The organism is Legionella hackeliae (assembly GCF_000953655.1).
In the GTDB taxonomy this organism is placed as follows: domain Bacteria; phylum Pseudomonadota; class Gammaproteobacteria; order Legionellales; family Legionellaceae; genus Tatlockia; species Tatlockia hackeliae.
Window position 1 is genome coordinate 47,667 of the sequence record NZ_LN681225.1, and the last position, 25,718, is coordinate 73,384.

The window sequence follows — 25,718 nt, forward strand, 5'->3', positions numbered from 1 at the left end:
AATCGAATTGATCGGTTATAGTTTATATTATGAAAAATGTATTCAAAATTTATGCAAATTACCAGCCTGCAGGTGATCAGCCAACAGCCATTGCTTCACTAATCGAGGGTGTAGAGTCCGGATTAGCACGCCAAATTCTTTTGGGCGTTACAGGTTCGGGAAAAACGTTCACCATTGCTCATGTTATTCAGGCAATGAAGAGGCCAACGCTTATTATGGCGCCCAATAAAACATTGGCAGCGCAGCTTTATGGCGAGTTCAAAACCTTTTTTCCTGATAATGCCGTGGAATATTTCGTCTCTTACTATGATTATTACCAGCCCGAAGCCTATGTTCCAGCCTCAGACACGTTCATTGAAAAAGACGCGTCCATTAACGAGCACATTGAGCAAATGCGTCTTTCAGCCACGAAGGCATTAATTGAGCGCAAAGATGCCATTATTGTTGCAACCGTTTCAGCGATTTATGGACTGGGTGATCCCGATTCCTATTTGCGTATGTTATTACATCTTTCCCGCGGAGAACAATGCGATCAGAGGAAAATTTTAAAACGACTTGCAGAAATGCAGTACACTCGCAGTCAGCAATCTTTGGATAGAGGTCAGTTTCGGGTCCATGGTGATGTTATTGATGTTTTTCCCGCGGATTCTGAAAAAGAGGCCATTAGAATAGAACTTTTTGATGATGAAGTAGAAAATATCGCTCGATTTGATCCATTAACAGGTGAAATTTTACAGCGCTTACCTCGTGTCACTATTTTCCCAAAAACCCACTATGTAACGCCTCGTGAGCGGATTTTACAAACTATAGATTGGGTTAAAGAAGAGCTGCAAGAGCGTTTGGCTGAATTTACTGCGCAAAATAAATTACTGGAAGCGCAACGTCTGCAACAACGGACTTGTTTTGATATTGAAATGATGTTGGAGCTTGGTTACTGCTCGGGAATTGAAAATTATTCTCGGTATTTATCGGGGCGTAAAGTGGGTGAACCACCACCCACGTTATTTGATTATTTACCCCCTGAAGCATTGCTCATTATCGATGAGTCCCATGTCACTGTACCGCAAATTGGAGGTATGTACCGCGGAGACAGGGCACGAAAAGAAACTTTGGTTGAGTATGGTTTCCGTCTTCCTTCCGCATTGGACAATCGCCCTTTGCGTTTTGAAGAATTTGAAGGGCGCTCACCACAAACAATCTATGTATCAGCAACTCCTGGTCCCTATGAGCGCGAGCATGCTGATAATATTGCTGAACAGGTAGTGCGGCCAACAGGATTGGTTGATCCTCATGTCTTTGTAAGGCCAGTTAAAAACCAAATTGATGATTTGTTATCGGAAATTCATCTGGTGGTTGCTCAGGGGGAGCGTGTTTTGGTCACTACACTTACAAAGCGAATGGCGGAAGACTTAACTGATTATCTGCACGAACATGGGGTTAAAGTGCGTTATCTTCATGCGGACATCGATACGGTTGAGCGCATGGAAATTATCAGAGATTTACGATTAGGTGAATTTGATGTTCTGGTTGGCATTAACTTGTTGCGTGAAGGTTTAGACATGCCTGAAGTCGCTTTAGTGGCTATATTAGATGCCGATAAAGAAGGCTTCTTGCGCTCCGATCGTTCCCTTATCCAAACGATAGGTCGAGCTGCTCGTAATGTGAATGGTCGTGCCATTCTTTATGCTGACTATGTGACAGGTTCAATGCAAAGAGCGTTGGACGAAACTGATCGTCGCCGTAATAAGCAAATCGAATTTAACAAAATGCATGGCATCACACCCAAGGGTATACGGAAATCGGTGGAAGATATTATGGAAGGTGCTTATAGCACCAAGCGTAAAGCACAAGTTCAAGAACGCAAAGCCCTCTATTTGCCACTGTCGCCAGAAGAGCTTGCTAAAGAAATTAAAGTCCTGGAGAAACAGATGCATTTGCATGCAAAAAATATGGAATTCGAACAAGCGGCGAAGGTTCGTGATCAGTTATTAATGCTAAAAGAGCAGTTAAAAACTGCCTAAATAATCTATCCCGCTAAAACTATTTGCACTTCCAGAAATACCTGTTAAGTTAGATGCACTTGGCTCTATTATGAAACTTTTATATCAAAAGTTGATCGATAAGTAGCGTAGGTTTTCAGGGAGTGAATTATGGAATTTGAAGTTTTAAAAAAAGCTATTCAAGAATTAAGCGCAGCTAGAGATCCAGAAGATAGCGAGCGTATTCAGGATTTACTGAATCTATTAAAAGATCTGGAGCATCAAAAATCCGCATCAATATCAACAGTTAGAAAAACTGTCCAAGAATTAAGTGCTACTAAATACCCCGAAAATAGTGAACGTATTCAGGATTTAGTGAATTCATTAAAAGATCTCTGGCAGGAAAAATCAATATCCATGCCTTCGCTACAAGACCCTATCCAAAAATTAAGCACAGCTATTGACTCGAAAGAGGTTAAGAGTATTCAGGATTTAATAAAACCATTGGTGAATCTATCAAAAGATCTAGAGCACGAAAAATTGTCAGTAATATTGGCGTTAAAAAAGGAAATATATCCATTGTTGGAAGACTTCTGGTTATCAGTCACAACCACTTTGCCGTCTAGTGATTGGCAAACGTCACCACGGGTGAAGCCCTGGATTGATTTTCAAGAGGCTTTGAAAAAAGAAGGCTGGGAGGATGCTGATCATCCTCAACGTTATCAGGAGCTTGCTAAACGATTTTCAGCAAGTGACGGGGTAGTCAATTGTGCCAACGTATTAAATTTGTTAAAGGAAAGTACTCGTATGCTGAGTTATACGAGCCAGGAAGCCGTCAATAACTATCCTTTAGGAAAATTAACTAAGGAGATAATTGCAAGAAAAAGCCATATGTATGAAAAAGAAAAACAGCAGAGTATTGTAACTATGCTAAGTATTCTTTTTTACATTTTTCATCATTATTGCACGGCTGAGCAACTCGAAATATTACCTCTGCTATGCCAATATCGTTTATTAACGACGGATGAAGAGCGCCTCTCCGAAAGCGCGACTATTCAATATTTAACGCAGCAAATTTCTGCATCGCAACTGTTCTTTATTACCCATAAAAATTATATTGATCCTCGCGAATGGAATACCAATGCGAATATCACTGCATTAGCGACGCTACTCCCTAAAAATTGCACTGAATTTAAAAAAAAGTTAGAGCAGGTACCTTGGATTAAAATTTTATTGAAGCAATGTTCTGAAGATGACAAGCAGCAAGCAGTTATAAAAGGTGCTAAGCAGCTACTGGATAATTTCACATCCTTGGAAAATCATTCGTATGCCGCCGCACTAAGCTTTTCTGCTGCCGTAAAGCGGCAAGAAATGATGATGTCTAAAGAGCAGCATGCATTAATAAATGCAATTTTATATATTTTTTGTCTTCAGGTTTATAACAAGGAGCGCAGGAATGGCGCGGATCGTTTTTTTGGTTTTTCTGGAGAAACCAAGTGCAATGCTGCTGTAAAAAAAATTGATGAAATTACGGGAGCTACTACCAAGTTTGGTGTTTGGGAGTATTTAGCATTAAAACAAGGGCGTCTTGGTGAACTCGTGACTGATTATGAGGGAATGGGAGCTGCATTGCAGCAATAAATGGGAATAGCCCGACAGTCTAAGATTTTGAACCCTGGGGTTCAGGTGGGGGGCAGATGAGACGGCTCAGGCTTCCCACTCAAAGTGGGCTTGCACAACACCGGCTACAGGACGCACCCCTATATGCGAGTATTGGTTCATAAATCACTCGCTGTCGGGTTAATTGCATTATAACACCAAGCCATTAAAGAGCACTAGTCTGCCTTATGATTTACAGTTTTTTTTCACAAAAATAAATTACTCGTGTTATTAACAGTCAATAACACGAGTAACCTGATTCCTGATTGGGCTAATTATTTTTTGCTTTTGTCATCACGTCTTTAGCTTGGCGAGTGGTTTCTTCTGTCCGCTCTTTAACTTCTTTTGACATTGACAATAAACTTTCTTCAAAAATAGCAAAACTTTTTTGCATGTAATCCAATGCCTTATGACCATTTTCAACAAAAACATGCATTTGTTTTTCCAAAAGTTCTTCAGGTTTTCGTATTTTTGATAAATCTTCAGGTTTGAGATAACTAATATTTTGTAAGGTTCGGGTGTTTAATTCCATTATTGCTTGTAAAGGCCGTTGCATCCGATTCACAATGTTTGTCCAGTTAGACATATAATCCTGTTGCATGATAATCTCCCTTTATTTTGCAGTGCACAATATACAAGAAAAGTTTAATCCTTCCGATTAGCAAGCGAGAACTTCAAAGTTTCAACTTGTAAATTTAAGTATAGTAAATCGTGGAAGTTTTGTAGAGTTAGGCAGTCCCATTTCATGATATGTCATGAAATGGGATTTCAGTTTAATCGGTTTGGGGATCTTGGGTAAGGTTACCATGCACCACTTGATGGATTTTATTTTCTAGTGAGCTGATAAACTGCGTTACCTGCAGACGCTGTTGTTCTTGTTGACGTTGACATGTTATTAATTCATGGCTGACATTTAATGCCGCTAATAAAAGCGTTTGAAATTCATCGAGTTGTTTAAATTTCTTTTTATTGTTTAACAAATGCTCATTCAATTTGTCGGCTGCCTGCTGAAGATTTTCCACTTCAGTGTCAGGGCATTTAACTTCATAGTACTTATTCATTAATTTAATCGAGCACGATTTCGAAATAGTCATTTTCCTGGCCTATACAATGTGACAGTGCTGCTTAAATAGTAACAATTTTGGTTTGATCCGGCAAATCAGTTATGATTAGGATTTATTGATAGGTTGTCATTCTGGGGTAGATGTCGATGCAACCTAATTATTTGCTAAAATGAGTTTATTATGTCTATCGAAAATAAAGCTATCCATCTCCCGGCGTATCAGACGTTCGTAGATACAATTTCAGTGTTGGCTTTACCCATTTCTGGAAGCGAATTGCATGGAATTATGTGCGGCTATTTATGTGCCGGAGCTACAGCAGAGGGTGAGGCTTATTTAAGAGCTTTAATGTTAAAAAATAAAAAAGATGATGCAAACCGAGCCGCGGCCATGGCAATGTTTGATGTTTTTTTAATTAGCCAACAACAGCTTGCTAATTTTGATTTTGAATTTCAATTACTCTTACCTGAAGATGAAGAGTCTCTAATTGCTCGTGCTCAAGCTTTCAGTGAGTGGTGTGAAGGATTCACTCAAGGTATAACAATGGCAGGTATAAGCTATGAGCAACTTCAGGAAGAAGAGGCACAGGAAGCATTACATCACATGCTTGAGTTTGCTCAGCTGGATTATGAGTCGCTAGAAGTAGATGAGGAAGATGAGAAAGCCCTTATTGAAGTTAGCGAGTATGCCCGTATGGCAGTTTTGAAAATTTATGGGGATTTATTAGAAGAAGCAGGGAATCGCAACTCGTCTAATACAACCCACTAGTAAAACACTACAATGAGAAGGACGTAAGATGATTACAAAGCAAGAATATCAGTCAAGAAGGCAGCAACTAGCCGCTCAATTACCACAAGGATCCTTGGCGATTATTCCTGCTGCGACTGAGGTGTTACGGAATGGAGATGCTCATTACCGTTTTCGTCAAGACAGTGATTTCTATTATCTGACTGGGTTTAATGAACCTGATGCATTGCTTATTGTAATCGCCGGTGACAAAGGCGAAAGCTATCTATTCAATCGTCCGCGAAACCAAGCATTAGAACAATGGACTGGTAGACGTCTAGGGCAAGCTGAGGCTTGCGATATTCTCGGAGTCAATAAAGCTTACTCAATTGATGAATTGGATGAGCATTTACCTGAAATTATTAAAAATAAAACACTGCTATATTTTGCGATTGGTCGTCATCCTGCTTATGAAAAGCGTATTGTTGAAGCACTTGATAAAGTAAAAGGACAAATTCGACGGGGAGTAAAAGCCCCCGAAGGAATATTTGATTTAGAACCGATTCTTAGTGAAATGCGCCTTTTTAAAAGTGAGGCAGAAATTCAATTAATGCGTAAAGCAGCAGAGATTTCTGTTAATGCTCACATACGCGCCATGAAATTTTGCAGTCAAGCCAAATACGAATATGAATTGGAAGCGGAACTTCTTCATCAATTCACTCAAGGAGGCTGTCGTAGTGTTGCCTATGATCCGATTGTAGGTAGTGGCGCCAATACCTGTATTCTACATTACACGGATAACAATCAACCCTTGCGTGAGGGAGATTTGGTGCTAATTGATGCGGGAGGTGAGTATCAAAATTATGCTGCAGACATTACTAGAACATTTCCTGTGAGTGGTCATTATAGTCCGGAGCAACGAGCGATTTATGAACTGGTACTCAAGGCTCAAAAAATAGGGATCAATGCGATTAAACCAGGGATTGCCTGGCATGAGGTCCAGCAGCGAATGGTTCGTGTTTTAACGTCAGGATTATGTGAGCTGGGCTTATTATCGGGTGATGTTAATACACTAATTACTGACGAAGCGTATAAGCCCTTCTACATGCATAACTCAGGTCATTGGTTAGGTCTTGATGTTCACGATGCAGGTCGTTACAAGGTTAAAGATGAATGGCGTTTGCTAGAGCCTGGCATGGTATTGACCGTTGAGCCTGGTTTATACATTATGGCTGACATGGATGGCGTTGATCCACGTTGGTGGAATATTGGTGTCCGTATTGAAGATGATATTTTAGTGACCAAAGATGGACATGAAAATTTAACGGCTGCTTTACCTGTAGAAATAGCAGAAATTGAGGCATTAATGCGTGACTGATAAAAAAGTAGATATACTCATTGTTGGTGGAGGCCTGACAGGTGCAACATTAATGCTTGCTCTGGCGGCCAAAGGTTTCAATACGGTATTAATTGATGCCAGCAGACTAAGTGACAAAATCAATGCTGATTTTGATGCTCGTAGCCTGGCGTTATCGCCTGCCAGTGTACGAATTTTAGAAATGCTAAATGTGTGGCCTTTATTGCGCAGAAATGCCACTGCTATCCATTCAATACAGGTGTCAGACCAACATCATTTTGGGGCTACTCGTTTAGAGGGCAAACCCAGTAATCCATTGGGGTATGTGGTTGAAATACAATACATTAATCAGGCAATTCATCAACTATTACCTCATACAGCAGTTTTAGCACCTGTTCAATTACAAGCTCTTGATAAAGAAAATAGTGTAGCAACAATTTCAACGGCAACAGGTACAGTCAATATACACGCCCAATTAATTGTGGCGGCAGATGGCAGCGAATCTGCTGTACGCCGTTTGTTAAATCTTTCTGCGAAAAAAAAAGATTATGGTCAACAAGCTATCGTCGCTAATATTGGATTAGCACGTTCTCATCATAATTGTGCGTATGAGCGCTTCACGGCGTCAGGTCCCCTGGCTCTTTTACCGATGACGGAAAATAGAGCGTCATTAGTGTGGGCAGTCGCTCCTGAAGAAGCGAAACGTTTGCTTAACTTAAGCGAAAAAGAATTTCTAAACACCTTACAACAGGCATTCGGCTATCGTCTCGGGCGTTTGGTACGGGTTGGGCAGCGGATGATTTTTCCTTTGCGCCAGGTTGTTATGAGTAAACAAGGAGTGTGGCCCTTTGTATTCGTTGGTAATGCTGCCCACACACTCCACCCTGTTGCAGGCCAAGGATTTAACTTAGGCCTACGTGACGTGGCTGCCTTGGCTCAGTGCATTATTCAACGAGGACTTAATCCATCCATGCTCCAACATTATGAATTGATGAGACAACATGATCAACGCAGCATTGTAAACCTAACCGATGGTTTGATTAAGATTTTCACATCCCGATTACCCGGTTTATCGTTAGCACGCAATTTAGGTTTAATCGCCGTTGATAACTTGCCTTTCTTAAAACGAAGTTTGGCATACTATGCCCGAGGCTTTGCGGGTATCACCCCCGATTTGGTTTGCGGGATTGAGCTTGATACAGGGGAAGTGATATGAATCAGCCATTCGAGGTATTGATCGTTGGGGGGGGGGTTGTTGGATTGACGGCGGCTTTAGCCATGGCTCAACGAGGATTTTTGGTAGCGGTAATAGATGCAACGCCGCTCACACTGACAACAACTCAAGTTGACCCGCGCGTCTATGCAATCAATCTTGCCTCCCAGGATTTATTAACGCAATTGGGAGTGTGGCAGGAATTAGATCACAGTCGTATTTCACCTTATAAGCATATGCATGTTTGGGACGCCGCGAATAAAGCGGCCATCGATTTTGATGCCCGTTTGGTGATTGCAAAAGAATTAGGTCATATTTTGGAAGAGTCAATTCTTAAGGAGGCGCTGTTAAAGCGAATTAAGGCGCAACCTGAAGTAACACTTTTCCCCTCGTGTAAAGTAACGACTATTCAGCAAGAACAGAACAGCATTATTATTGCCAATGAAACGGATAGTTGGGAAGGAAAGCTCTTGATGATAGCAGATGGAGCAAATTCGCCCTGTCGTGAATTGTTGAAGGTTTCGCTTGTCAGTTGGCCGTATCATCAGCAGGCTATTGTTGCTTTGATTAATACTGAAAAATCGCATGAACAAACTGCTTATCAAGTTTTTAATAGTGATGGGCCTTTAGCATTCTTGCCCTTGGTTGATGAGAAACTTTGTTCAATTGTTTGGTCAACCACACCAACTCGTGCAAAGCGATTAATGGCGCTTTCAGAGGACGATTTTAATCAAGAATTAGCAACAGCATTTGCTTATAAATTAGGCGCGGTAAGTTTGAATGGAAAACGACACTGCTTTCCCTTAACAATGCGTCATGTGAAACAGTACTCTGGAAAAAATTGGCTCTTGTTAGGTGATGCTGCACATACGATTCACCCTTTAGCCGGCCTAGGTCTTAATGTTGGTTTGGCCGATGTCAGTGGATGGCTACAGTGTTTGGAAAGTACAAATAACAAATTAACTCCTCGCGCGTTGAGTGCCTATCAACGACAACGAAAATCTGCTGTTTGGCAAATTATTGCCTTGATGGAAGGTTTAAAAGCAATGTTTGCCAATCCTTTAACTCCAGTCGTTGCCCTGCGTGGCTTCGGGTTGCAACTTTGCAATCGATTTTCCCCTCTAAAGAAACTATTTATTACCCATGCAGCAGGCAAAGCGATAGAGCCATAATAATGTTGCCTCGACTTTTAATAACTTTCCTGGATGCCTCGGACAAGCCGAAGCACGTAGAAAATTATTTGGTAATTCTATGATCAAAATAGCGGTAGGTTGGCTCAAATGACCAAACCCACTTGAACTAAGACTACAGATTGCGAATGGATTTCTCTCACCCTACGTGCCTCGGCTTGTCCGAGGCATCCAGGATTTGGACTGCTTACAAAAATTGTTAGGAGTATTAACGACGTAGATAAATTCTTTTAAATAGGATATAACCACCTGCACGGGGAATTACGCTTAACTGAAGTTGGATGGAAGATGAGCAAAATGAAATTGCAAGTTGTAATGCTGAGTAGTCTGTTATCCTCAACCGCCTTCGCGGGTACCATGGGATGGGAGGATAATGAAGTGTGGCCCTTGGTGATTACTTTAAGTGGTGGACCTGCATGGATTACCGGGCTAGATAACCAAACGATTACGGTGGAGCCTGATGTTGTAAAGACTTACACGGCAGATAACAACGATGAGACGTTGGGTGTTGTGGAGTTATTTGTCGGTTGGAATTCCGCATCCAGTTCCAGTGTTCAAGGTCAATTGGGCTTGGCTGTAGTCGGAACTTCAAGTGCAGCCTTGCAAGGCAGTATTTGGGAAGATGCTAATCCCAATTTTGATAATTTTTATTACAGCTTTAATGTTCGTCATCTCCACGTTGCGGCAAAAGCAAAACTTGTCGGTGATATGGGTTATAATTTTATGCCTTATATTAGCGGTAGCCTGGGCTATGGATATAATCGTGCTACTAATTTCTCGATAACTCCAAAAATTTTCCAGGAAGTAGCCGCCCCCGCTTATACTGATTCAAATACATCAACATTTACCTATACCGCGGGTGTTGGAATAGAATATCTAATTTCTTCCAATTGGCGTATGGGACTAGGTTATGAGTTCGCTGATTGGGGTAAAATTGAACTTGGTTTAGCACCTAACCAAATAGCCGGTTCAAGCTATGGCATTAATCATCTATACACCCAACAATTTCAGCTGAGTCTGAGTTATTTTACCTAGAACAAGGATAAAATCACCAAATCTCTTCTGTCTTGACTCAATATGTGGTTTAATTTTAAACATGAATGTTTACAAGGTTAGGGTTTGGTGTCACCTCGAATGATATGGCGAGTTAAGCTACTTCTCGCTGTTGCGTTAAATACGCCTTTAGTATTTTCCGCAACACCTACACCTGCTCCCCCTGCACCGGCAGCTTCTCTCTATGGGTGGACAAATGCTCCCCACGAAGAAGCGGCACGCGTTTTAGAAGCAGAGGAGCGTCTACGACAGGCCATTGTAAATCCTGAGTATCTGCTGGATTCTTGGGTTGATCTACCTACTGCACCTGATGTACGCCATAAAAAACCACAACGATTAACCTTGCGCGAAGCCATACTTTTAGCGTTGCGTTATAACCCGAATATCCAAAATGCGGAATTGGATCGCATTATTCAACGCTACCAGTTACGACTCGCTAACAATGAGTTTGAGTTACAGTATGCTCTGGCAGGTTCAGCGGTTGCTCAAAGAACGCGTTTTAGTGGTGTGGGCAGCACGAATAATAGCAGCGCCTTGGCAACGCCTGAATTTAATTTAAAAACTAAAACAGGGGGGCAAATCGGTTTAAATCTGGATAATAATGTTTCCAACTATAATAGTTATACGCCAGTACTTAATTTTTCATTTACACAACCTTTGTTACGAGGTTTTGGCAAAGACGTTAATGAAGCTAATTTACGGAATGCTATTGATAATGAATGGTTAAACAAACTCAATTTGCAACAAGCAGTGAGTGATCAGATAACGCAAGTGATTGTTGCCTATCGATCGTTGATCCTAAGTGGAAATAATCTGGAAAATCAGCGCTTACAATTAAAAGAGGCGCAAAAAACCTATGAAATGAATGAAAAAAAGATTGAAGCAGGTCAACTTGAACCCACAGGCAATATTCAACAATCCTATCAAATTGAATCGTTAAGTTTGATGGTAGAGCAGGCGGAGAATGATTTTAAAACAGCAGCTCAAGATCTCTTGCAAACAATTGGACTGGATCCGCAAATGCGATTATCGGTGCCAAGTGATGTGGCGCTCGATAAAATTATTATTCCTGATTTAAAAGAATCCATAGAAATAGCTTTGAATCATAATACTCAGTTTCTTGCGCAAAAAATGCTGGTACGTGCCGATGAGCGCGCCTACAAGGTGGCTAAGAATCAGCAATTGTGGCAGCTTGATGTAGGCGCTAACGTTCAAAGTGGTCGGGTAAGTGATGTTGATGGCAATAATGGGATACGCAACATTTATAATGGCCAAAATTTAACAGAGTCAGCTCAAGTGACATTGACAATACCCATTAACGATATTAGCCGTCGCAATCAATTGATAACAGCAAAGGTCGCGCTAGAGAAAGACCGACTTAATTTGATAGCTGCAAAACGTGCCTTGGAAACGAATATTACCAATATTGTCAATAATATAAAAAGCTTGGCAAAACGTTATGAGCTTGCCCGAAAGCAGGTGAAATTAGCAGCTCAATCCTATGAATTGGAAAAGAAAAAATTGGCCGCAGGAATTGCAACGGCACTCGATGTAAACAATACACAAAATCAACTAATCCAGGCGCAGGCTAATTTAATCAGCGCAAAAGTAGCTTATCTCAACCAATTGTCAGCGCTTCAACGTTTATTGGGAACAACACTTGATTATTGGCAAATTAAACTTAGGTATGGCAAATGAAATCAAAATTAATTGTAGTTATGTATGTGTTATTCGCCAGTTTGCTGGTCGCATGTGGTAATAAAGAAGCGCCGAAAAAGGCTCTACAAACTTATGTGGTCAAGCCTGAGCCTGTCCATAAAACCTTATTCTTCACAGGAACTATTTCTCCTTTGCACGAGAGCGCAATAACTAGTCCCATGGACGCAGTGGTGGAGACAATGCATTACCACTATGGACAATTTGTAAAAAAGGGTGATGTGGTTATGACCTTAAATTCGAATGAATTACAACGGCAATACAATGAAACGCTTACCGATTATTTAAAGGCAAAAGACAATTACACCATCGCCAAGGCTAAATTTACAGGTACACAAGAATTATGGGATGCGGGGTTACTATCAAAAAATAATTTCTTGAGTGAAAAATCAAGCTTGGCAACTGCACAAATGACCTTAATGCAAGCTACTCGCAAACTTACTGAAATGCTTGAAAAAATGGACGATGGTTCTACACAGAATCTGTCCTCCTTAAATATTGCGGAGTTTGATAAGGTAAGGCAAGCGTTAACAACGAATCACCATTTAATCCGTCTGAAAGCCCCTTCAGCCGGCGTATTACTCTACCCTCCTAAATCAAGCGATGACAAATCTGGCAAACTAAATGTCGGGGCTGCGGTTAAATCAAATCAAGTGATTGCTTTGGTGGGGGATTTAACCGGTGTTAGTGTTGAAATCGATATTCCTGAGGTGGATATTGATAAAATTCATACAGGTATGCCTGCAGTTGTTACTGGTGTGGCTCTGGGCAAACAAGCTCTTCAAGGTCAGGTCGTTGCTGTTAATGCACAAGCAACAAATAGTGGAAATGGTGGATTACCTTCGTTTAGTGCCGTGATAGAAGTGAAGAATTTATCAGAAGCACAACGTCCGTGGATTAAAGTAGGAATGAGTGCTTCGATTGCTATCGATATTAATTCGCAAAATCAATTGTTAGTGCCTATTGCCGCTGTAAAACAGCAAAAGGGCAATAGTATTGTGACCGTAAAAACCAATGATGGCTCTATGAGTACTCGGGTGGTTTCGACAGGGGCGTCGCTTGCCGATAAAGTAATTATTGCCTCAGGTTTAAAGCCAGGGGATGTGGTGGCTTATAGTGAATAATGCTTTAATTCGTCTGCAAAAAATTGCCAAAACTTATCAGATTGGTGGTGTGCAATCTAAGGTTTTGAAAGGAATATCGCTTGAGGTTAATGAAAGTGATCTACTCGCTATTGTCGGAACGTCCGGCTCAGGTAAGTCCACATTGATGAATATTATAGGTTTGCTTGATAAAGCCGATAGCGGGGAATATTTTTTAAGTGGTCGCAATACAGCAGGATTAAATGAAGATGAGTTAGCCAATCTTCGCAATGAGAGTATTGGATTTGTATTCCAGCAATTTAATTTATTACCTCGATTTAATGCGGAGCAAAATGTCGGTTTACCCCTAACCTATCGCTCTATGACACCAGCAGATATTAAAGAGCGGGTGATGAGTGCTTTAGGCCGTGTGGGGATGGCTAATTTTGCTAAACATAAGCCGACGCAATTGTCCGGTGGCCAGCAACAACGTGTTGCTATCGCTCGCGCCTTAGTTGGAGAACCTCGAGTTATTTTAGCCGATGAACCAACGGGCGCTCTCGATTCGCGTACAGGGGCAGAGGTGATGAACTTATTTTTAAACCTGCACCGCGAGGGTCGTACCATTATCATGGTCACCCATGATGAACAAATTGCGGCTCAATGTGCACGGCGAATTACTTTAGCCGATGGTGAAATAGTTGGGGAGATGTCTTAATGATTCTACTTCGCCATTTTGAACAAGCGTTGGTTAATTTAGCAGCGTCTAAACTTCGATCTTTGCTCGCTGTTTTAGGGATTCTTGTGGGTACCGCTGCCGTTGTTGCTCTAATTAGTTGTGGTCAGTTAGCAACAGAAAAAGCCTTGGAAGAGTTCAAAGCGCTAGGTACTGATTTATTGGCCGTCTCTATTTTTCAACAAGCGCCTGGAAAATTAAGTAGTGGTGAGGATCAATTACCGCTTAGTGTATGGCGAAACATACCAGAAAGGGTGCGGGCGGTCGAAAAAATAGCGCCATATACCACGACTTATCAACCCATGAGTTTTGAGGGTAAGACATTACAGGGAGCGATAATTGGTGCAGATGAATCATTGGCCAGTATTATTCATATTGAACTGGAGCGTGGCCATTTCGTCTCTTTTGTAGAGTCTTTTGAGCATTTTTGCGTGATTGGTTCAGGACTTGCCCGTCAATTTCAAGAGATTAGTATGGATGATCCGATTGGCAAACAATTACGGATTGGTCAAACGCTATATACCATCATCGGCGTGGCAAAACCTTGGAAAGAAAATGCCTTTTTTAATGAAGATATCAATCAAGCGGCTATCATTCCTATCGCCGGAGTTGCTTTAGTGAGTAAAGACAGCAAGATAAACAATGCTGTCATGCAACTGAAAGAGGATAGCCCGATTGACGATGTGATTGAGCAAATTAAACAAATTATTCATGCTCAGACACCTAAATTAAGTATGTTCTCACGCAGCGCCAAACAAATTATTGCAAGCATGGAAAGTCAGGGGCGCATTTTTACTCTACTTTTAGCGGTGATTGGTGGTATTTCCTTATTAGTGGGCGGGATAGGGGTGATGAATGTCATGTTGGTGTCAGTCAGTGAGCGTAGAAAAGAAATTGGTATTCGTAAAGCAGTAGGTGCTAGAAATAGCGAAATCCAGCGACTCTTTCTGGCTGAGTCGGTTTTGTTGTCCTGTTTCGGTGGAGTCTTAGGTGTTCTTCTAGGTTTGATCTTTACCTGGGTAGTGGCTTATTTCAGCCACTGGGTTTTTATTTTGTTATGGATGCCTCCGCTTGCAGGTTTCGCAGTTTCCGTGGCGACAGGTATTTTTTTTGGTTTTTATCCTGCAAGACGCGCAGCAAAATTAGAGCCTATAATTTCTTTGCGAAGCGAGTAGTGGTTAATAACCCAAGCCTGTATTTTCATCACTGTCGTAATTATAAGTTGATTCCAATTTCGCAACCTCTTCGCGTTTTTGCAAAACCTCAGGAATGAACTTAGTAATTTTTTCTTTAGTTTGCATTTCCCAATAGGCCAGAGTGTCCTTAAAGGAACCATTTGCTAACACAGCCAGAGTATTCGATTCAATGGTTTGCACTTTAAAATCAATGAAATTTATCAGATCACAAAGGGCGTTGATTGTTTCTTCAGCAGAAGGGGTGCTAGTGCTCACATTACTTACTAGCCCAACACTGCTATCAGGAAGAGTACTATTATTTGCAGATATAGAAAAAAGAGATAGGCTAACATGTGAGCTTGGTTGAGTTTCTTTCTTGGCATCCTTGGTAAGTTCTGCTAAGTCGGCTGCAAGCATAGACCTTAAACTAAAGAGAGCCCCTGGTGCTTTTTCATTATGAAAGCTAAAACTGGGATTTGTTGCCTGCACATGATGACGATGAAATTCTGGTAAGCAAGCTGCATAGTCGAAATAAAGTTCTTTGTCTTCATAATAATGCTTTTCATGGCAAGCTGGTAAATGGGCGACAATAGAATGCAGTAAATCGTTTTTTCCATTGATGCTCAACGCATGAAGATGCGAATTGTAGTTATCCTTTCTTGGGGTAGCAATAATTAAAGGATGAGTACAATCTGCCAAGAACACCTTAAATAACTGATGATGATTATCAATGATAACCTCTTCCGTCTTTACAATATCCTCTTCGGTTTTTTCCAAAAGATACAATAAATAAGATAAAACATAGGTAGGTTGTGAATGATAGGTTGCTATGGCGAGTAACGATTCATTATTGTGGACAAAACGACCTTTCAAACCATCTTTGATATTGTTTTCAGGTTTAAAATCTTGAGGCTTTTGAGCCGTGTGGTTTTTGGTAATTGTCTCATCAAAATCCAGTGTATGGAGAATAAGCATAATCAATTTCCTAGTAATCAGTTAAAGTAGGGCAATCAAAGCAACTCAAAAGTTGAGAATAATTGCGCATTTTGTGTATGATAAATCCAAAAAACAAAATGTCAAATCATTGGTCAAATAGTACATGGAAATGCACATTCTGGAATGATAAACATTTAGATCTAATTAAAGTTGTTACATGCAAGAAGAATGCTATAGTTAACTCATTCATCACTTAGATTTACTTTATCAAAAAAAAAACCGGAGATTGTACATGGCCTCACATTATGATGCTATTATTTTAGGGGGTGGTAAAGGTGGGAAAACACTAGCAATGGATCTTGCTAAAAACGGGCAACGTGTGGCTATGATTGAGGATAACCAGATTGGTGGTACTTGTATTAACGTTGCTTGCATCCCTACCAAAACTCTCGTGCAGTCTGCAAAAATCGCACATTATTGTCGTACTGCTGAAAAATATGGTCTAAAGGCTCAGTTAGAACCCATCGATTTTAAATCCATTCGCTCACGAAAAAACAGTGTTGTGGAGACCATGCGGGACGCGAATCTAAAGCAGTTTCTGGATTCGGGAATGGATTTAATGTTAGGTCGTGGGCGTTTTACTGGGCATAAAACCATTGAAGTTAATTTATCAACACCTCGAGATGGTCAGCAAACACTAGAAATCACAGCGGATAAAATTATTATCAATACCGGTGCCTTGCCTTTTGTCCCCTCTATTCCTGGGATCGAAAAAATAAAGTATCACACCAATGATAGTTTATTGAATATTGATGAAGTTCCCCGGCATTTATTAATTGTAGGTGGGGGTTATATCGGTTTGGAGTTTGCACAAATTTTCCGACGTTTGGGGGCTAAAGTTACTGTTATCGAAACAAGTAATGAATTTTTAAACCGTGAAGACCGCGACATTGCTGAGCAGGTTTGGCAAGTCTTAACTCAAGAAGGTATTCAGGTGACATTAGATAGCAAAATTAACCGATTTCTTGACGAGAAAGAAGGGGTTGCTATTGAAATTCAACGCAATGGGCAAACCGAAGTTTTAAAGGGTAGTGATGTTTTGATGGCTGTAGGACGAGTAGCCAATACGAAAGATCTGGATTTAGACAAAACGGCGGTGAGCCTTGATGAAAGAGGCTTTATCAAAGTTAATGAATTTTTGGAGACTTCTGTTCCTGGTATTTGGGCTTTAGGAGATGTAAAAGGGGGGGCGCAGTTTACTCACCTTTCTTTAGATGATTACCGCTTGTTGAAGCATAATTTAATGAACCCTACCAATAAACAATCCTCACAAGGTCGTTTGATTCCCTATACAGTGTTTCTAGATCCTGAGCTCGCAAGAATTGGAATGACAGAAGCACAAGCAATAACACAAGGTCATGCTATTAAAGTTGCAAAAATTCCTGCAGCCGTAATACCGCGAGCAAAAACCCAAGGAGAAACGGTAGGTCTATTAAAAGCAGTGATTGATGCGAAAACTGACAAAATCCTCGGTGTCTCTATTTTTTGCGCGGAGGCCGGTGAAATTCTTGGTGCTGTGCAATTAGCTATGGAAATGGGGATGCCTTATCAAAAGCTGCGCGATGTCATGTTTGCTCATCCAACCTTGGTTGAGGGCATTAATTTGTGGTTTGCTCAGGTAAAATAGTTGAAAGTTATTCCAAACACAGTGAGGCGACCTTAATGTAGATTGCTACACTGTGTTCGCAACGAAGGTTTTAGCTGGTGTTGCGATTGTCTGTGAGGAAAAACTACTTGGGGATGGAAATGCTGTCCATATTAAAACGAATCATATTTTTGCAATGGCTTATTTTTAGCGCCCCTCTATTTGCCCTACAACTTATTTGTCCTCCACGAGATAGCCAAGGTCAGCTCCGAATTGATTCACAAGCCATCCAAATTCTTGAGCAATGCATTCAGCAAGCCCCAGAAACCAAGTCTTTGTTTTTTAATAACCAAATCCATCAATATACGCCTCAACGACAGCAATTACATCAGCAGATTATTGCCGACATATTAGCCAATAAACCGTGTCAGGTCGAAAAACCGATTGTCATTTTTACGGGTGGTTTTCCAGGGGCTGGGAAGAGTACGTATTTACAGGAAAAATTGCCCTGGGTTAATGAAAAAACGTTTATTTTTATTGATGCAGATGCGATTCGTGCCAAGCTCCCGGAATATAAAGGATGGAACGCCGAGAATACCCAATCTGAAGTCAGTGATATTGTCCAGGCCCTTCTTGAGCCCTTGGGAAAACCATGTAAATACAATGTGGTTTATGACTCTACCATGGCAAATTTAGCTAATTATCAACATTTAATTCATCAATTCAAAGACATGGGATATCAAACTTATATTGTTTATGTAGAAACACCTTTGAAGGTTGCCATAGATCGGGCCAAAAATCGTTATCTAACCACAGGTCGCTATGTGTCGACTGTTTATTTAGCCCATATCAAAAAAGATGGGATGAAAACATTCGAAACGATAAAACATTCAGTGGATGGCTATATACTTGTAGATGGCCAAAATTTTGAAACCCTCAATCAAGGTGGCAAACCTTTGCCAACCTCAGCGGGTATAGGCTCAAAACAATTTAATAGCAGGCAGGAGTTCTCTAATAACTCCTAAAAATTGCATGAGGTAGATAATGAGCATAATCAATAATAAGCAATTGAGTCCTAGATTAATTAACGGACTTAAAATAAATAAATTTAAAAACCACAATAGAAAGCCACAAATGGCGGCCATGATTAAATGATTTAAACTAGCCATCGAATGTCCTCTCCCTGCCCTTGGCCACGTTGTTATAGCCTTAGCGTTTAAATTTGCTTATTTCAGATCACACCAATATAGTAAACTTATTTTTATCGCATCGATCCCTATTTATGCTGAGTCGCATCCATCACATTGCTATCATTTGTTCTGATTATGAAAAATCAAAATTTTTTTATACCAATATTTTGAAACTAGACATTATTCGCGAAACCTTTAGGGAAGAGCGGCAATCCTACAAATTAGATTTAGCCTTAAATGGCGACTATATTATTGAGTTGTTTTCTTTCCCAACACCCCCTCCACGCCTGTCTAGACCAGAGGCTACAGGCTTACGACATTTGGCTTTTGAGGTTGAGAATCTGTCTCAAATTATTGAAGACTTACAGGAAATGGATATTACTGTAGAGCCTGTTAGAGTAGATGAAATGACGCAAAAGCGATTTACCTTTATTTTTGATCCAGATAATTTGCCCATTGAATTATATGAAAAATAGTGAATGTATAAATAATCAATGAATAGGAGTATTGCCAAACAAATTGATTTAAAAGAATAATGATAAAGGAATAGAAAAATAGTTTTGCTGCAGATACAGAAACAGATTTGAATAGTGCTTAATAAATTTCACCAATAACAAGGATGAGGCTATGAAATTTTTTGTCACTCACTGTGTTTTAGATCGGCAAGTTGGCAGTAATCCTCTGGGACATAGTTGTATTTTGTTGTCCCAATTAGATGAAGCAGATGGAAAAATAGAAGTTATAGACCAATGGGGGTTTTATGGGGTTCCCACAACTGGCGACAGAAACTCCTTTACAGGTCAATTAAAAATTACCTTGGGATTAGATGTGGATTTGCAAGGTAATCATGGCATGCTGCGTCATGAAGAAATTCGTTTTCTAGATATGGGGCGTGGTTTGCACGGTACGACCTTTGAGTTGAGCGAAGAAAATTTTAGAACTCTGCAAAAGCGATGTGCTGATATGGCAAGAGATCAGGAAAATGCGATTCGAGAAATTGTGGAGCCTTTGGGACTTAAAGGGAAGAGCGATAACGAAACGCGAATTTATTCCCATGAAAAATTCTCAACTCATATATTTGCTCTGGAAAAAGAACGAGCAAAACAGGAAGGACGTCCATCCCGATTAAAACCTTTCGAGTTCAATCTATCAATGACATTTTGGGGGCCCGATCTAAATCAATCATTTACTTGCAAATCACAAGCAGTGTCATTACTCGAAGGTATTTTAACACCTAAACAACTTAGCCAATTGACCGTCAATGGTAAGCATCGTGCTGTTCCAAGATATAGCGGTAAGACAGAGACTATTTTTTTACACAGCAGCGGACCACTGCGAAAGCATACCAAACACTCTGGCGAAGAGGTTTATTATCGCGATCTTAAAGACGAAGGGGTCAAACTTTATTGGACGTTGCCTCCTCAAGAACTTGAAGTGTTATCTCCAGCAACTACCAATCTATTACAAATACCGGAAGATTACCGTTCGCAAGTGAAGTCGCTGGTCTCACGTTTACAGCGGTTAGAATGGCTTTTTATTAATGCCGAGTTAGAGGAAGCTTATAACAGTAGTCGGCACCGTTTAATTGATGAGATTCGTCAAACCTACGGGGCCTTTTCAAAGATAACTAATAAAAAAGAAGGAGAAAAAATAAGTGGATGGTATGGGTATTTTTTATCCCTGCTGTCAGCACCAAGAGATGCTAATGAAGCGGCATTACTGCAAAAAATAAAAAATGCCCAATCTTTTCTTAATTGTATTTATATAGCCGTGGTTGATAGTTGGGAAATCGAGGATACCGACTCTCCAGAAGCTGTAGCTGCGTATTTATCAGTCGCTGATAAGAAAGCGCTCTGTAGTATTGTAGGACGAAGTTATCTAGAACCTGAAAAGCAGGAAGAGGCGGAAAATTTGCGTCTCGAAGGTTAACTATTTGTTAATGGCATGAGGTTAGGGCTCTGTACTTTAATCTCAGGCCATTTGTTATGAGCCTTTACTCATTGTCGGATTGTAATCAAAGATATGAAAATCTTGATGCTCAACTACAGTGTCATAATCTTGCTGCGCTCTCATCAGTGAGTCGGTTATCACATTAAAAATAATTTCACCAAGAGATGTATCCTTATAGCGATTTAAAGCATCGATTTGAGCAACAAGTCTATCATCGTCGCGCTCACCAAACAGCATATTTAAATTAATAGTGCCGCGTATTTGTTGGTACTGCGAAATTCTTTCCAAAACACTTTGCCGGTTATTTTCATAGGCGTTTGACATTACTGTTTCAATGAGTTTAATAACATTTTCGACGGGTTGATTGTGGTGTTTAATCAGATTGGAGCAGACTTCAGCGAGCTTTTGCATGGAGGATAGATACTGATTCTGTTGCCGGAGCATCAAAAATTTCATTGCATCACGAGCATAAGTTTCCAACAAAAGGTTGGATTGCTCTAGGGAAGGCAATGGTTCACGGGGCTGCTTTTTCATTGCCTGCTTTCCTTTTGGGTATCCATTTTATTAAGTATAGCAGCTAAATTGTGAATGCAAGGGTAAGCATGTCAAATACTCTTACAAACTGTATTGGACAGTGATAACATGGCTGCCGCAGAAAAGTATTCAGGATGATGATTTTCATGGACAATGGATTGAACCGCTTTGTATTAGTAGTGGCCTTCATAGCTGGCTTGGGTGGCTTTTTATTTGGATTTGACTCTTGTGTGATTGCTGATATTCAAGATCAGGTAACAAAGCAGCTCTTTTTATCAAATTGGCAGTGGTCGCAAGTCGTTAGTTTTAGTCTCTTAGGCTCAATAGTCGGTATTCCTTTTACCGGTCTGATTGCCGATAAATTAAGTCGACGGACTTTGTTAAAACTGGTTGCTATAGGTTTTATTGTTGGAACTGCATTCTGTGCTCGAGCGACTGATTTTTCTTCTTTATTAGGTGGTCGCTTCCTCATTGGCATTTGTATTGGCGTTGCTTCTTATGCTGCCCCTCTTTTTATTTCAGAAATTGCACCCCCACGAAAGCGTGGCACTCTGTTACTTATTAATGGGTTGGCAATTACCTTTGGTCAAGCAGCGGCCTATTTAGTGGGGTATGCGCTACATGATTGGTATTTTACGAGTTGGCGACTTCTCTTGTGGCTAGGGGTAACTCCGGCTTTAGGTTTATTTGTCGGCATGTTTTTAGTACCCCATTCACCTCGATGGCTTATGAAAAAATATGGTAGTGCTGAAGCCTTGAATGTTTTACACAAAATTCGTCCCAAGAATGCAAATATCCATGCTGAACTTGATGAAATTAAAGAGGCTATTCATCAAGCCAAACCACAATGGGGACTGATTTTAAAAAAACCCATCATTTTCGTATTACTGCTGGGGATGGCACTTGGCATTTTTCAACAATTCTCAGGCATCAACGTCATTATGTTTTATGGTCCCATGATTTTCATGTCAGCAGGCTTTTTTTCAATTAAAAATGCCATTCTTGCGACATTTTGGATTAGTTTACTGAACTTCTTATTAACGGTATTTACCTCGCTATTCGTTGATCGCCTGGGGCGACGGTTTATGATGTTAATCGGAACACTCATTGCCGGGGTAAGTTTGCTAGGCATTAGTTTTGTATTTTATTACCTAGATGGTCATCAGTTATGGTTATTGTTTTTCATGACGTTTTATGTAATTGGTTATTGCATCAGCCTGGGGTCTTTATTCTGGGTATTAATCGCTGAAATTTATCCAAATGAAATACGAGGGTTAGCGATGAGTATTGCATCACTTACCCATTGGATTGCTAATTTCTTCGTTTCGATTTCATTTCTAAAGCTTTATGAAACTTTAGGTGAAATGACCATGTTTATCAGTTTTGCATTAGTGTGTTTTTTTGCATTTATTGTGACCTATTTCTTTGTACCAGAAACAGCCGGAGTTTCTTTGGAAAAAATTGAACGTAATTTAAAAACTGGCAAACGCTTACGAGACATAGGCCAACCTGTCAGTAAGGAAGTGACAACCAATTTGCCAATAACAGCTGAGCTGGGGAAAGACAGTATTTTGAGTAACTCTTAATGAATGGAAAGTACTATGAAAAATCAGATTTGTCAGATAGGAATTTTAGGGGCGGGGCGTATTGGTAAATTACATGCTGAGAATATTAAACATCATTTACCACAATTCAATTTGGTAGGTATTGCTGATCCTGCTATCGATAAGGAGTGGGCCGCCTCTTTGCAAATTCCGACGGTTAGTCAACGGAGTGAAGAAATTATTGAGCATCCACAAATTGATGCTGTTCTGGTGGCATCCCCGTCACATTTGCATGTTGCGCAAATTAAAGCGGCTAGTGAAGCAGGCAAAGCCATTTTTTGTGAGAAACCTGTCGGTTTGCCAGAGGATGATATCCATGGCGCATTACAAGAAGTTGATAATCACAAAACTCTTTTGCAATTAGGTTTTAATCGACGCTTTGATACTAACTTTGCCAATATCAAAGAGCGGATTAAAAGGGGTGAGATAGGCTCACCACAACTATTGCGCATTACCTCACGAGATCCCCAATGTCCTCCTAAAAGTTATTGTGCTACTTCAGGTGGAATATTTATGGATATGACCATTCATGATTTTGATATGGCAAGATTTTTAATGGATTCCAAGGTCGTTGAAGTCTATGCCAGTGGCGCTGTGCTCATTAATCCTGAATTTGAAAGTTACAACGATGTTGATACTGCTATTGTGCAACTGCGATTTGCCAATGGTGCTTTAGGCGTTATTGATAATAGTCGTCAAGCTGTTTATGGCTATGATCAGCGCGTGGAGGTATTTGGTTCCAAAGGGATGTTGCTTGCAGACAATCAACTTAACCATGGTGTAAAAGGTTTTTCACAAACTACCACGAATCAGGCAAATCCTAAATATTTCTTTTTGGAGCGTTATCAACAGGCTTTTCTTGCTGAATTGCGAGCCTTTCATGAAGCTTGGCTAAACCATACGCAAAGCCCTGTTTCCGGCTGGGATGCTTTGGCCGCTTTACAAATTGCCAAAGCAGCAAAACAATCACTAGAAACTCACTTACCGGTTTATTTGGATTAATCATGTCTAACTCTTCGCTTGATTTATCTATTCTTCATGAGAGACCTGTTGATTTAATTGCAATGGGTCGAGTTGCAGTTGATTTGTATGCCGAGCAAATTGGCAGTACGCTTGCCGAGGCCAAAAGTTTTCGCAAATATTTAGGGGGATGTGCAGGCAATATTGCTGTCGGTTCCGCGCGGTTAGGTTTAGCAACGAAGATGTTTTCCTGCGTAGGCCAGGATGAAATGGGGGAGTTTATTAAGCAAACTCTTCTTCATGAGGGTGTAGGCATTGATTTATTGCAGGAAACAAACAAGCATCTTACTGGCTTGGTGTTATTAGGTATTAAACCCCCTCATGATTTTCCTTTAATGTTCTATCGAAATGACTGTGCTGATATGCAAATACAGTCTCAGTTTTTAAGTGATGACGCATTAAAAAATGCCAAGGCACTCTTACTAACAGGCACAGGCTTATCCACACCAAACATGCGTTCCACCACTCATGCGATTAGCAAACGTGCGAGACAATGTCAGACCTTGGTTATTTTAGATTTGGATTATCGCCCTGTACTTTGGGGGTTGACTCATGCTGGCAATGGTGAGACGCGTTTTATCAGTAATGAAGAAGTAAGCCGCTCCTATCAAGAATTGTTACCAGATTGCGATTTAATCGTGGGCACGGAAGAGGAAATTTGTATTGCCGGTGGTAGCAGCAATTTAGAGACATCATTAACAGTTATTCGTTCTAAAACGGCAGCGCCTATTGTCATTAAAATGGGGGCACAAGGCTGTAAAATTTGTTTAGAAAATCCAACTGAACTTCTGTCTTCGAAATCGTTTCCAGTTCCTGTATTGAATGTTTTAGGTGCGGGGGATGGTTTCATGGCGGGCTTGCTTCGAGGCTTATTACGAGGCGAATCAATGGAAACTGCAATGACCTATGGTAATGCCTGCGGTGCTTTAGTTGTTACGCGCCATGGTTGTGCACCCGCCATTCCCTACTGGGATGAGTTAAATTATTTTTTAAAAAATTATGATAGCAACCCTAATGTCTGGCAAAGTGAGGCTCTCGCAAAGTTGCATGAGAAACCTCAAGCGTATGAAGCAGCTGACACTCTCATTAAACGTCGCAACGGTTTTAGTGATGGTTTAAATTCTATTGTCCGCCTGCACGATACCGGTGTGAACGTCGACATGAATTTTAGTGCGTTGAAATTAAAAGCAGGACAAAAATTTGCTTTTGGGCTGCACTATGAATTTGCGGCAGTATTAATGACGGGGCGTGTAATTTTTAGCTATCAGCAAGAAGAAGTAACCTGTGAACGTGCCGACTATTTTAATGAGGCGCCGATTGTATTGCATTGTTCTGCTCAATTAGCGGCACAGGTTGAAGCCCTGACTGACTGCGAAATTTTAATCATTGAAACAGAAAATACTCAGACTTTTTCACCGATGTTGTTTGGCCAACATAATTTGGTAGAGTTTGATCATCGTGGGAAAGATTTACTGGAAGATACGTCTTACCGTTTAGTAAAAACAGTCTTTGATAAACGCAATCGACCGCAATCAAATCTCGTATTGGGTGAAATCATCACTTTCCAAGGGAGGTGGTCTAGTTATCCTTCCCATCATCATGCACAGCCAGAAGTTTATCATTATCGTTTCTCTGAGCCGCAAGGATTTGCTTTTGGTGAGAATGGCAAAGACGTTTTGCGTATTGAACACAATGATACCTTTAAAATTGCCCTTGGACAGGAACATGCGCATTGTGTGGCTCCGGGTTATGCGATGTATACCTTATGGTTTATTAGGCATCAACAGAATAATCCTTATATCACACCGACATTTTGTGAAGAGCATGAATGGACTCGTAAACCTCAAGCAATCAAGCGTGTTTGGCAGCCAATGAAATTCAAGGAGTAAAAA

22 protein-coding genes and 1 other RNA gene are annotated in these 25,718 nt (G+C 40.5%); 18 read left to right on the forward strand and 5 right to left on the reverse strand.

The window, feature by feature from the left end; translation table 11 throughout:
- Window positions 1-29: 29 nt before the first annotated feature.
- Both uvrB and LHA_RS00240 read left to right on the forward strand, forming a co-directional pair.
- The gene (gene uvrB, locus LHA_RS00235; protein ID WP_045104757.1) at window positions 30-2,021 is read left to right on the forward strand and encodes an excinuclease ABC subunit UvrB; all 1,992 of its coding nucleotides are present in this window, start codon (window positions 30-32) and stop codon (window positions 2,019-2,021) included.
- 129 nt (window positions 2,022-2,150) lie between these two features.
- A complete protein-coding gene (locus LHA_RS00240; protein ID WP_045104758.1) occupies window positions 2,151-3,620 on the forward strand; it encodes a hypothetical protein in 1,470 nt (489 codons plus the stop codon).
- 4 nt (window positions 3,621-3,624) lie between these two features.
- Here LHA_RS00240 and ssrS read toward each other — a convergent pair.
- The 3 genes from ssrS to LHA_RS00250 form a co-directional block, all read right to left on the reverse strand.
- Window positions 3,625-3,784: non-coding RNA, 6S RNA (ssrS, locus tag LHA_RS16300), on the reverse strand.
- 125 nt (window positions 3,785-3,909) lie between these two features.
- Complete coding sequence (locus LHA_RS00245; RefSeq protein ID WP_045104759.1) at window positions 3,910-4,239, reverse strand: hypothetical protein; 330 nt, start codon at window positions 4,237-4,239, stop codon at window positions 3,910-3,912.
- A 172-nt stretch (window positions 4,240-4,411) separates the two neighbouring features.
- Window positions 4,412-4,732 carry a cell division protein ZapA gene (locus LHA_RS00250; protein ID WP_045104760.1) on the reverse strand — a complete coding sequence of 107 codons (321 nt, stop codon included), beginning with the start codon at window positions 4,730-4,732 and terminating at the stop codon, window positions 4,412-4,414.
- A 150-nt stretch (window positions 4,733-4,882) separates the two neighbouring features.
- Here LHA_RS00250 and LHA_RS00255 point away from each other — a divergent pair, with 150 nt between their 5' ends.
- The 9 genes from LHA_RS00255 (at window position 4,883) to LHA_RS00295 (ending at window position 14,947) form a co-directional block, all read left to right on the forward strand.
- Complete coding sequence (locus LHA_RS00255; RefSeq protein ID WP_045104761.1) at window positions 4,883-5,467, forward strand: UPF0149 family protein; 585 nt, start codon at window positions 4,883-4,885, stop codon at window positions 5,465-5,467.
- A gap of 28 nt (window positions 5,468-5,495) precedes the next feature.
- Window positions 5,496-6,803, forward strand: a complete 1,308-nt coding sequence (gene pepP / locus LHA_RS00260) for a Xaa-Pro aminopeptidase (RefSeq protein ID WP_045104762.1) — start codon at window positions 5,496-5,498, stop codon at window positions 6,801-6,803.
- A complete protein-coding gene (ubiH, locus tag LHA_RS00265; RefSeq protein ID WP_045104763.1) occupies window positions 6,796-7,998 on the forward strand; it encodes a 2-octaprenyl-6-methoxyphenyl hydroxylase in 1,203 nt (400 codons plus the stop codon). The genes pepP and ubiH overlap by 8 nt, the downstream gene beginning before the upstream one ends.
- Complete coding sequence (locus LHA_RS00270; protein ID WP_045104764.1) at window positions 7,995-9,167, forward strand: FAD-dependent monooxygenase; 1,173 nt, start codon at window positions 7,995-7,997, stop codon at window positions 9,165-9,167. The genes ubiH and LHA_RS00270 overlap by 4 nt, the downstream gene beginning before the upstream one ends.
- A gap of 306 nt (window positions 9,168-9,473) precedes the next feature.
- Window positions 9,474-10,220 (forward strand): outer membrane protein, encoded by a 747-nt coding sequence (locus LHA_RS00275; protein ID WP_045104765.1) that lies wholly within the window; start codon window positions 9,474-9,476, stop codon window positions 10,218-10,220.
- 99 nt (window positions 10,221-10,319) lie between these two features.
- Window positions 10,320-11,936 carry a TolC family protein gene (locus LHA_RS00280; RefSeq protein ID WP_045104766.1) on the forward strand — a complete coding sequence of 539 codons (1,617 nt, stop codon included), beginning with the start codon at window positions 10,320-10,322 and terminating at the stop codon, window positions 11,934-11,936.
- On the forward strand, window positions 11,933-13,078 hold the full coding sequence (locus tag LHA_RS00285; protein WP_045104767.1) for an efflux RND transporter periplasmic adaptor subunit: 1,146 nt from the start codon (window positions 11,933-11,935) through the stop codon (window positions 13,076-13,078). Before LHA_RS00280 ends, LHA_RS00285 begins: the two co-directional genes overlap by 4 nt.
- Window positions 13,068-13,754 (forward strand): ABC transporter ATP-binding protein, encoded by a 687-nt coding sequence (locus LHA_RS00290; RefSeq protein ID WP_269447707.1) that lies wholly within the window; start codon window positions 13,068-13,070, stop codon window positions 13,752-13,754. Before LHA_RS00285 ends, LHA_RS00290 begins: the two co-directional genes overlap by 11 nt.
- On the forward strand, window positions 13,754-14,947 hold the full coding sequence (locus LHA_RS00295) for an ABC transporter permease (protein WP_045104768.1): 1,194 nt from the start codon (window positions 13,754-13,756) through the stop codon (window positions 14,945-14,947). The genes LHA_RS00290 and LHA_RS00295 overlap by 1 nt, the downstream gene beginning before the upstream one ends.
- 3 nt (window positions 14,948-14,950) lie before the next feature.
- Here LHA_RS00295 and LHA_RS00300 read toward each other — a convergent pair whose 3' ends face one another.
- The gene (locus LHA_RS00300) at window positions 14,951-15,922 is read right to left on the reverse strand and encodes a hypothetical protein (RefSeq protein WP_045104769.1); all 972 of its coding nucleotides are present in this window, start codon (window positions 15,920-15,922) and stop codon (window positions 14,951-14,953) included.
- A 253-nt stretch (window positions 15,923-16,175) separates the two neighbouring features.
- On the opposite strand from LHA_RS00300, the gene LHA_RS00305 reads away from it, so the two are divergent.
- The 4 genes from LHA_RS00305 (at window position 16,176) to LHA_RS00320 (ending at window position 20,647) form a co-directional block, all read left to right on the forward strand.
- Window positions 16,176-17,570 carry a dihydrolipoyl dehydrogenase family protein gene (locus LHA_RS00305; RefSeq protein ID WP_045104770.1) on the forward strand — a complete coding sequence of 465 codons (1,395 nt, stop codon included), beginning with the start codon at window positions 16,176-16,178 and terminating at the stop codon, window positions 17,568-17,570.
- Between the two features lie 119 nt (window positions 17,571-17,689).
- Window positions 17,690-18,553 (forward strand): zeta toxin family protein, encoded by an 864-nt coding sequence (locus LHA_RS00310; RefSeq protein WP_045104771.1) that lies wholly within the window; start codon window positions 17,690-17,692, stop codon window positions 18,551-18,553.
- A 257-nt stretch (window positions 18,554-18,810) separates the two neighbouring features.
- The gene (gloA2, locus tag LHA_RS00315) at window positions 18,811-19,194 is read left to right on the forward strand and encodes an SMU1112c/YaeR family gloxylase I-like metalloprotein (RefSeq protein WP_045104772.1); all 384 of its coding nucleotides are present in this window, start codon (window positions 18,811-18,813) and stop codon (window positions 19,192-19,194) included.
- 151 nt (window positions 19,195-19,345) lie between these two features.
- Window positions 19,346-20,647, forward strand: coding sequence for a hypothetical protein (locus tag LHA_RS00320; RefSeq protein WP_045104773.1), 1,302 nt, complete (start codon window positions 19,346-19,348; stop codon window positions 20,645-20,647).
- Between the two features lie 54 nt (window positions 20,648-20,701).
- On the opposite strand, the gene LHA_RS00325 is transcribed toward LHA_RS00320, so the two are convergent.
- Complete coding sequence (locus LHA_RS00325) at window positions 20,702-21,202, reverse strand: hypothetical protein (protein ID WP_045104774.1); 501 nt, start codon at window positions 21,200-21,202, stop codon at window positions 20,702-20,704.
- Window positions 21,203-21,348: 146 nt separating this feature from the next.
- Here LHA_RS00325 and LHA_RS00330 point away from each other — a divergent pair, with 146 nt between their 5' ends.
- The 3 genes from LHA_RS00330 to iolC are packed head-to-tail and all read left to right on the forward strand — an operon-like array spanning window position 21,349 to window position 25,715.
- The gene (locus LHA_RS00330) at window positions 21,349-22,788 is read left to right on the forward strand and encodes a sugar porter family MFS transporter (protein WP_045104775.1); all 1,440 of its coding nucleotides are present in this window, start codon (window positions 21,349-21,351) and stop codon (window positions 22,786-22,788) included.
- A gap of 15 nt (window positions 22,789-22,803) precedes the next feature.
- Window positions 22,804-23,808, forward strand: coding sequence for an inositol 2-dehydrogenase (gene iolG, locus LHA_RS00335; protein WP_102046618.1), 1,005 nt, complete (start codon window positions 22,804-22,806; stop codon window positions 23,806-23,808).
- A gap of 2 nt (window positions 23,809-23,810) precedes the next feature.
- Window positions 23,811-25,715: a 5-dehydro-2-deoxygluconokinase gene (gene iolC / locus LHA_RS00340; RefSeq protein ID WP_045104777.1), complete on the forward strand. Its 1,905-nt coding sequence runs from the start codon at window positions 23,811-23,813 to the stop codon at window positions 25,713-25,715.
- The last annotated feature ends 3 nt before the right edge of the window (window positions 25,716-25,718 follow it).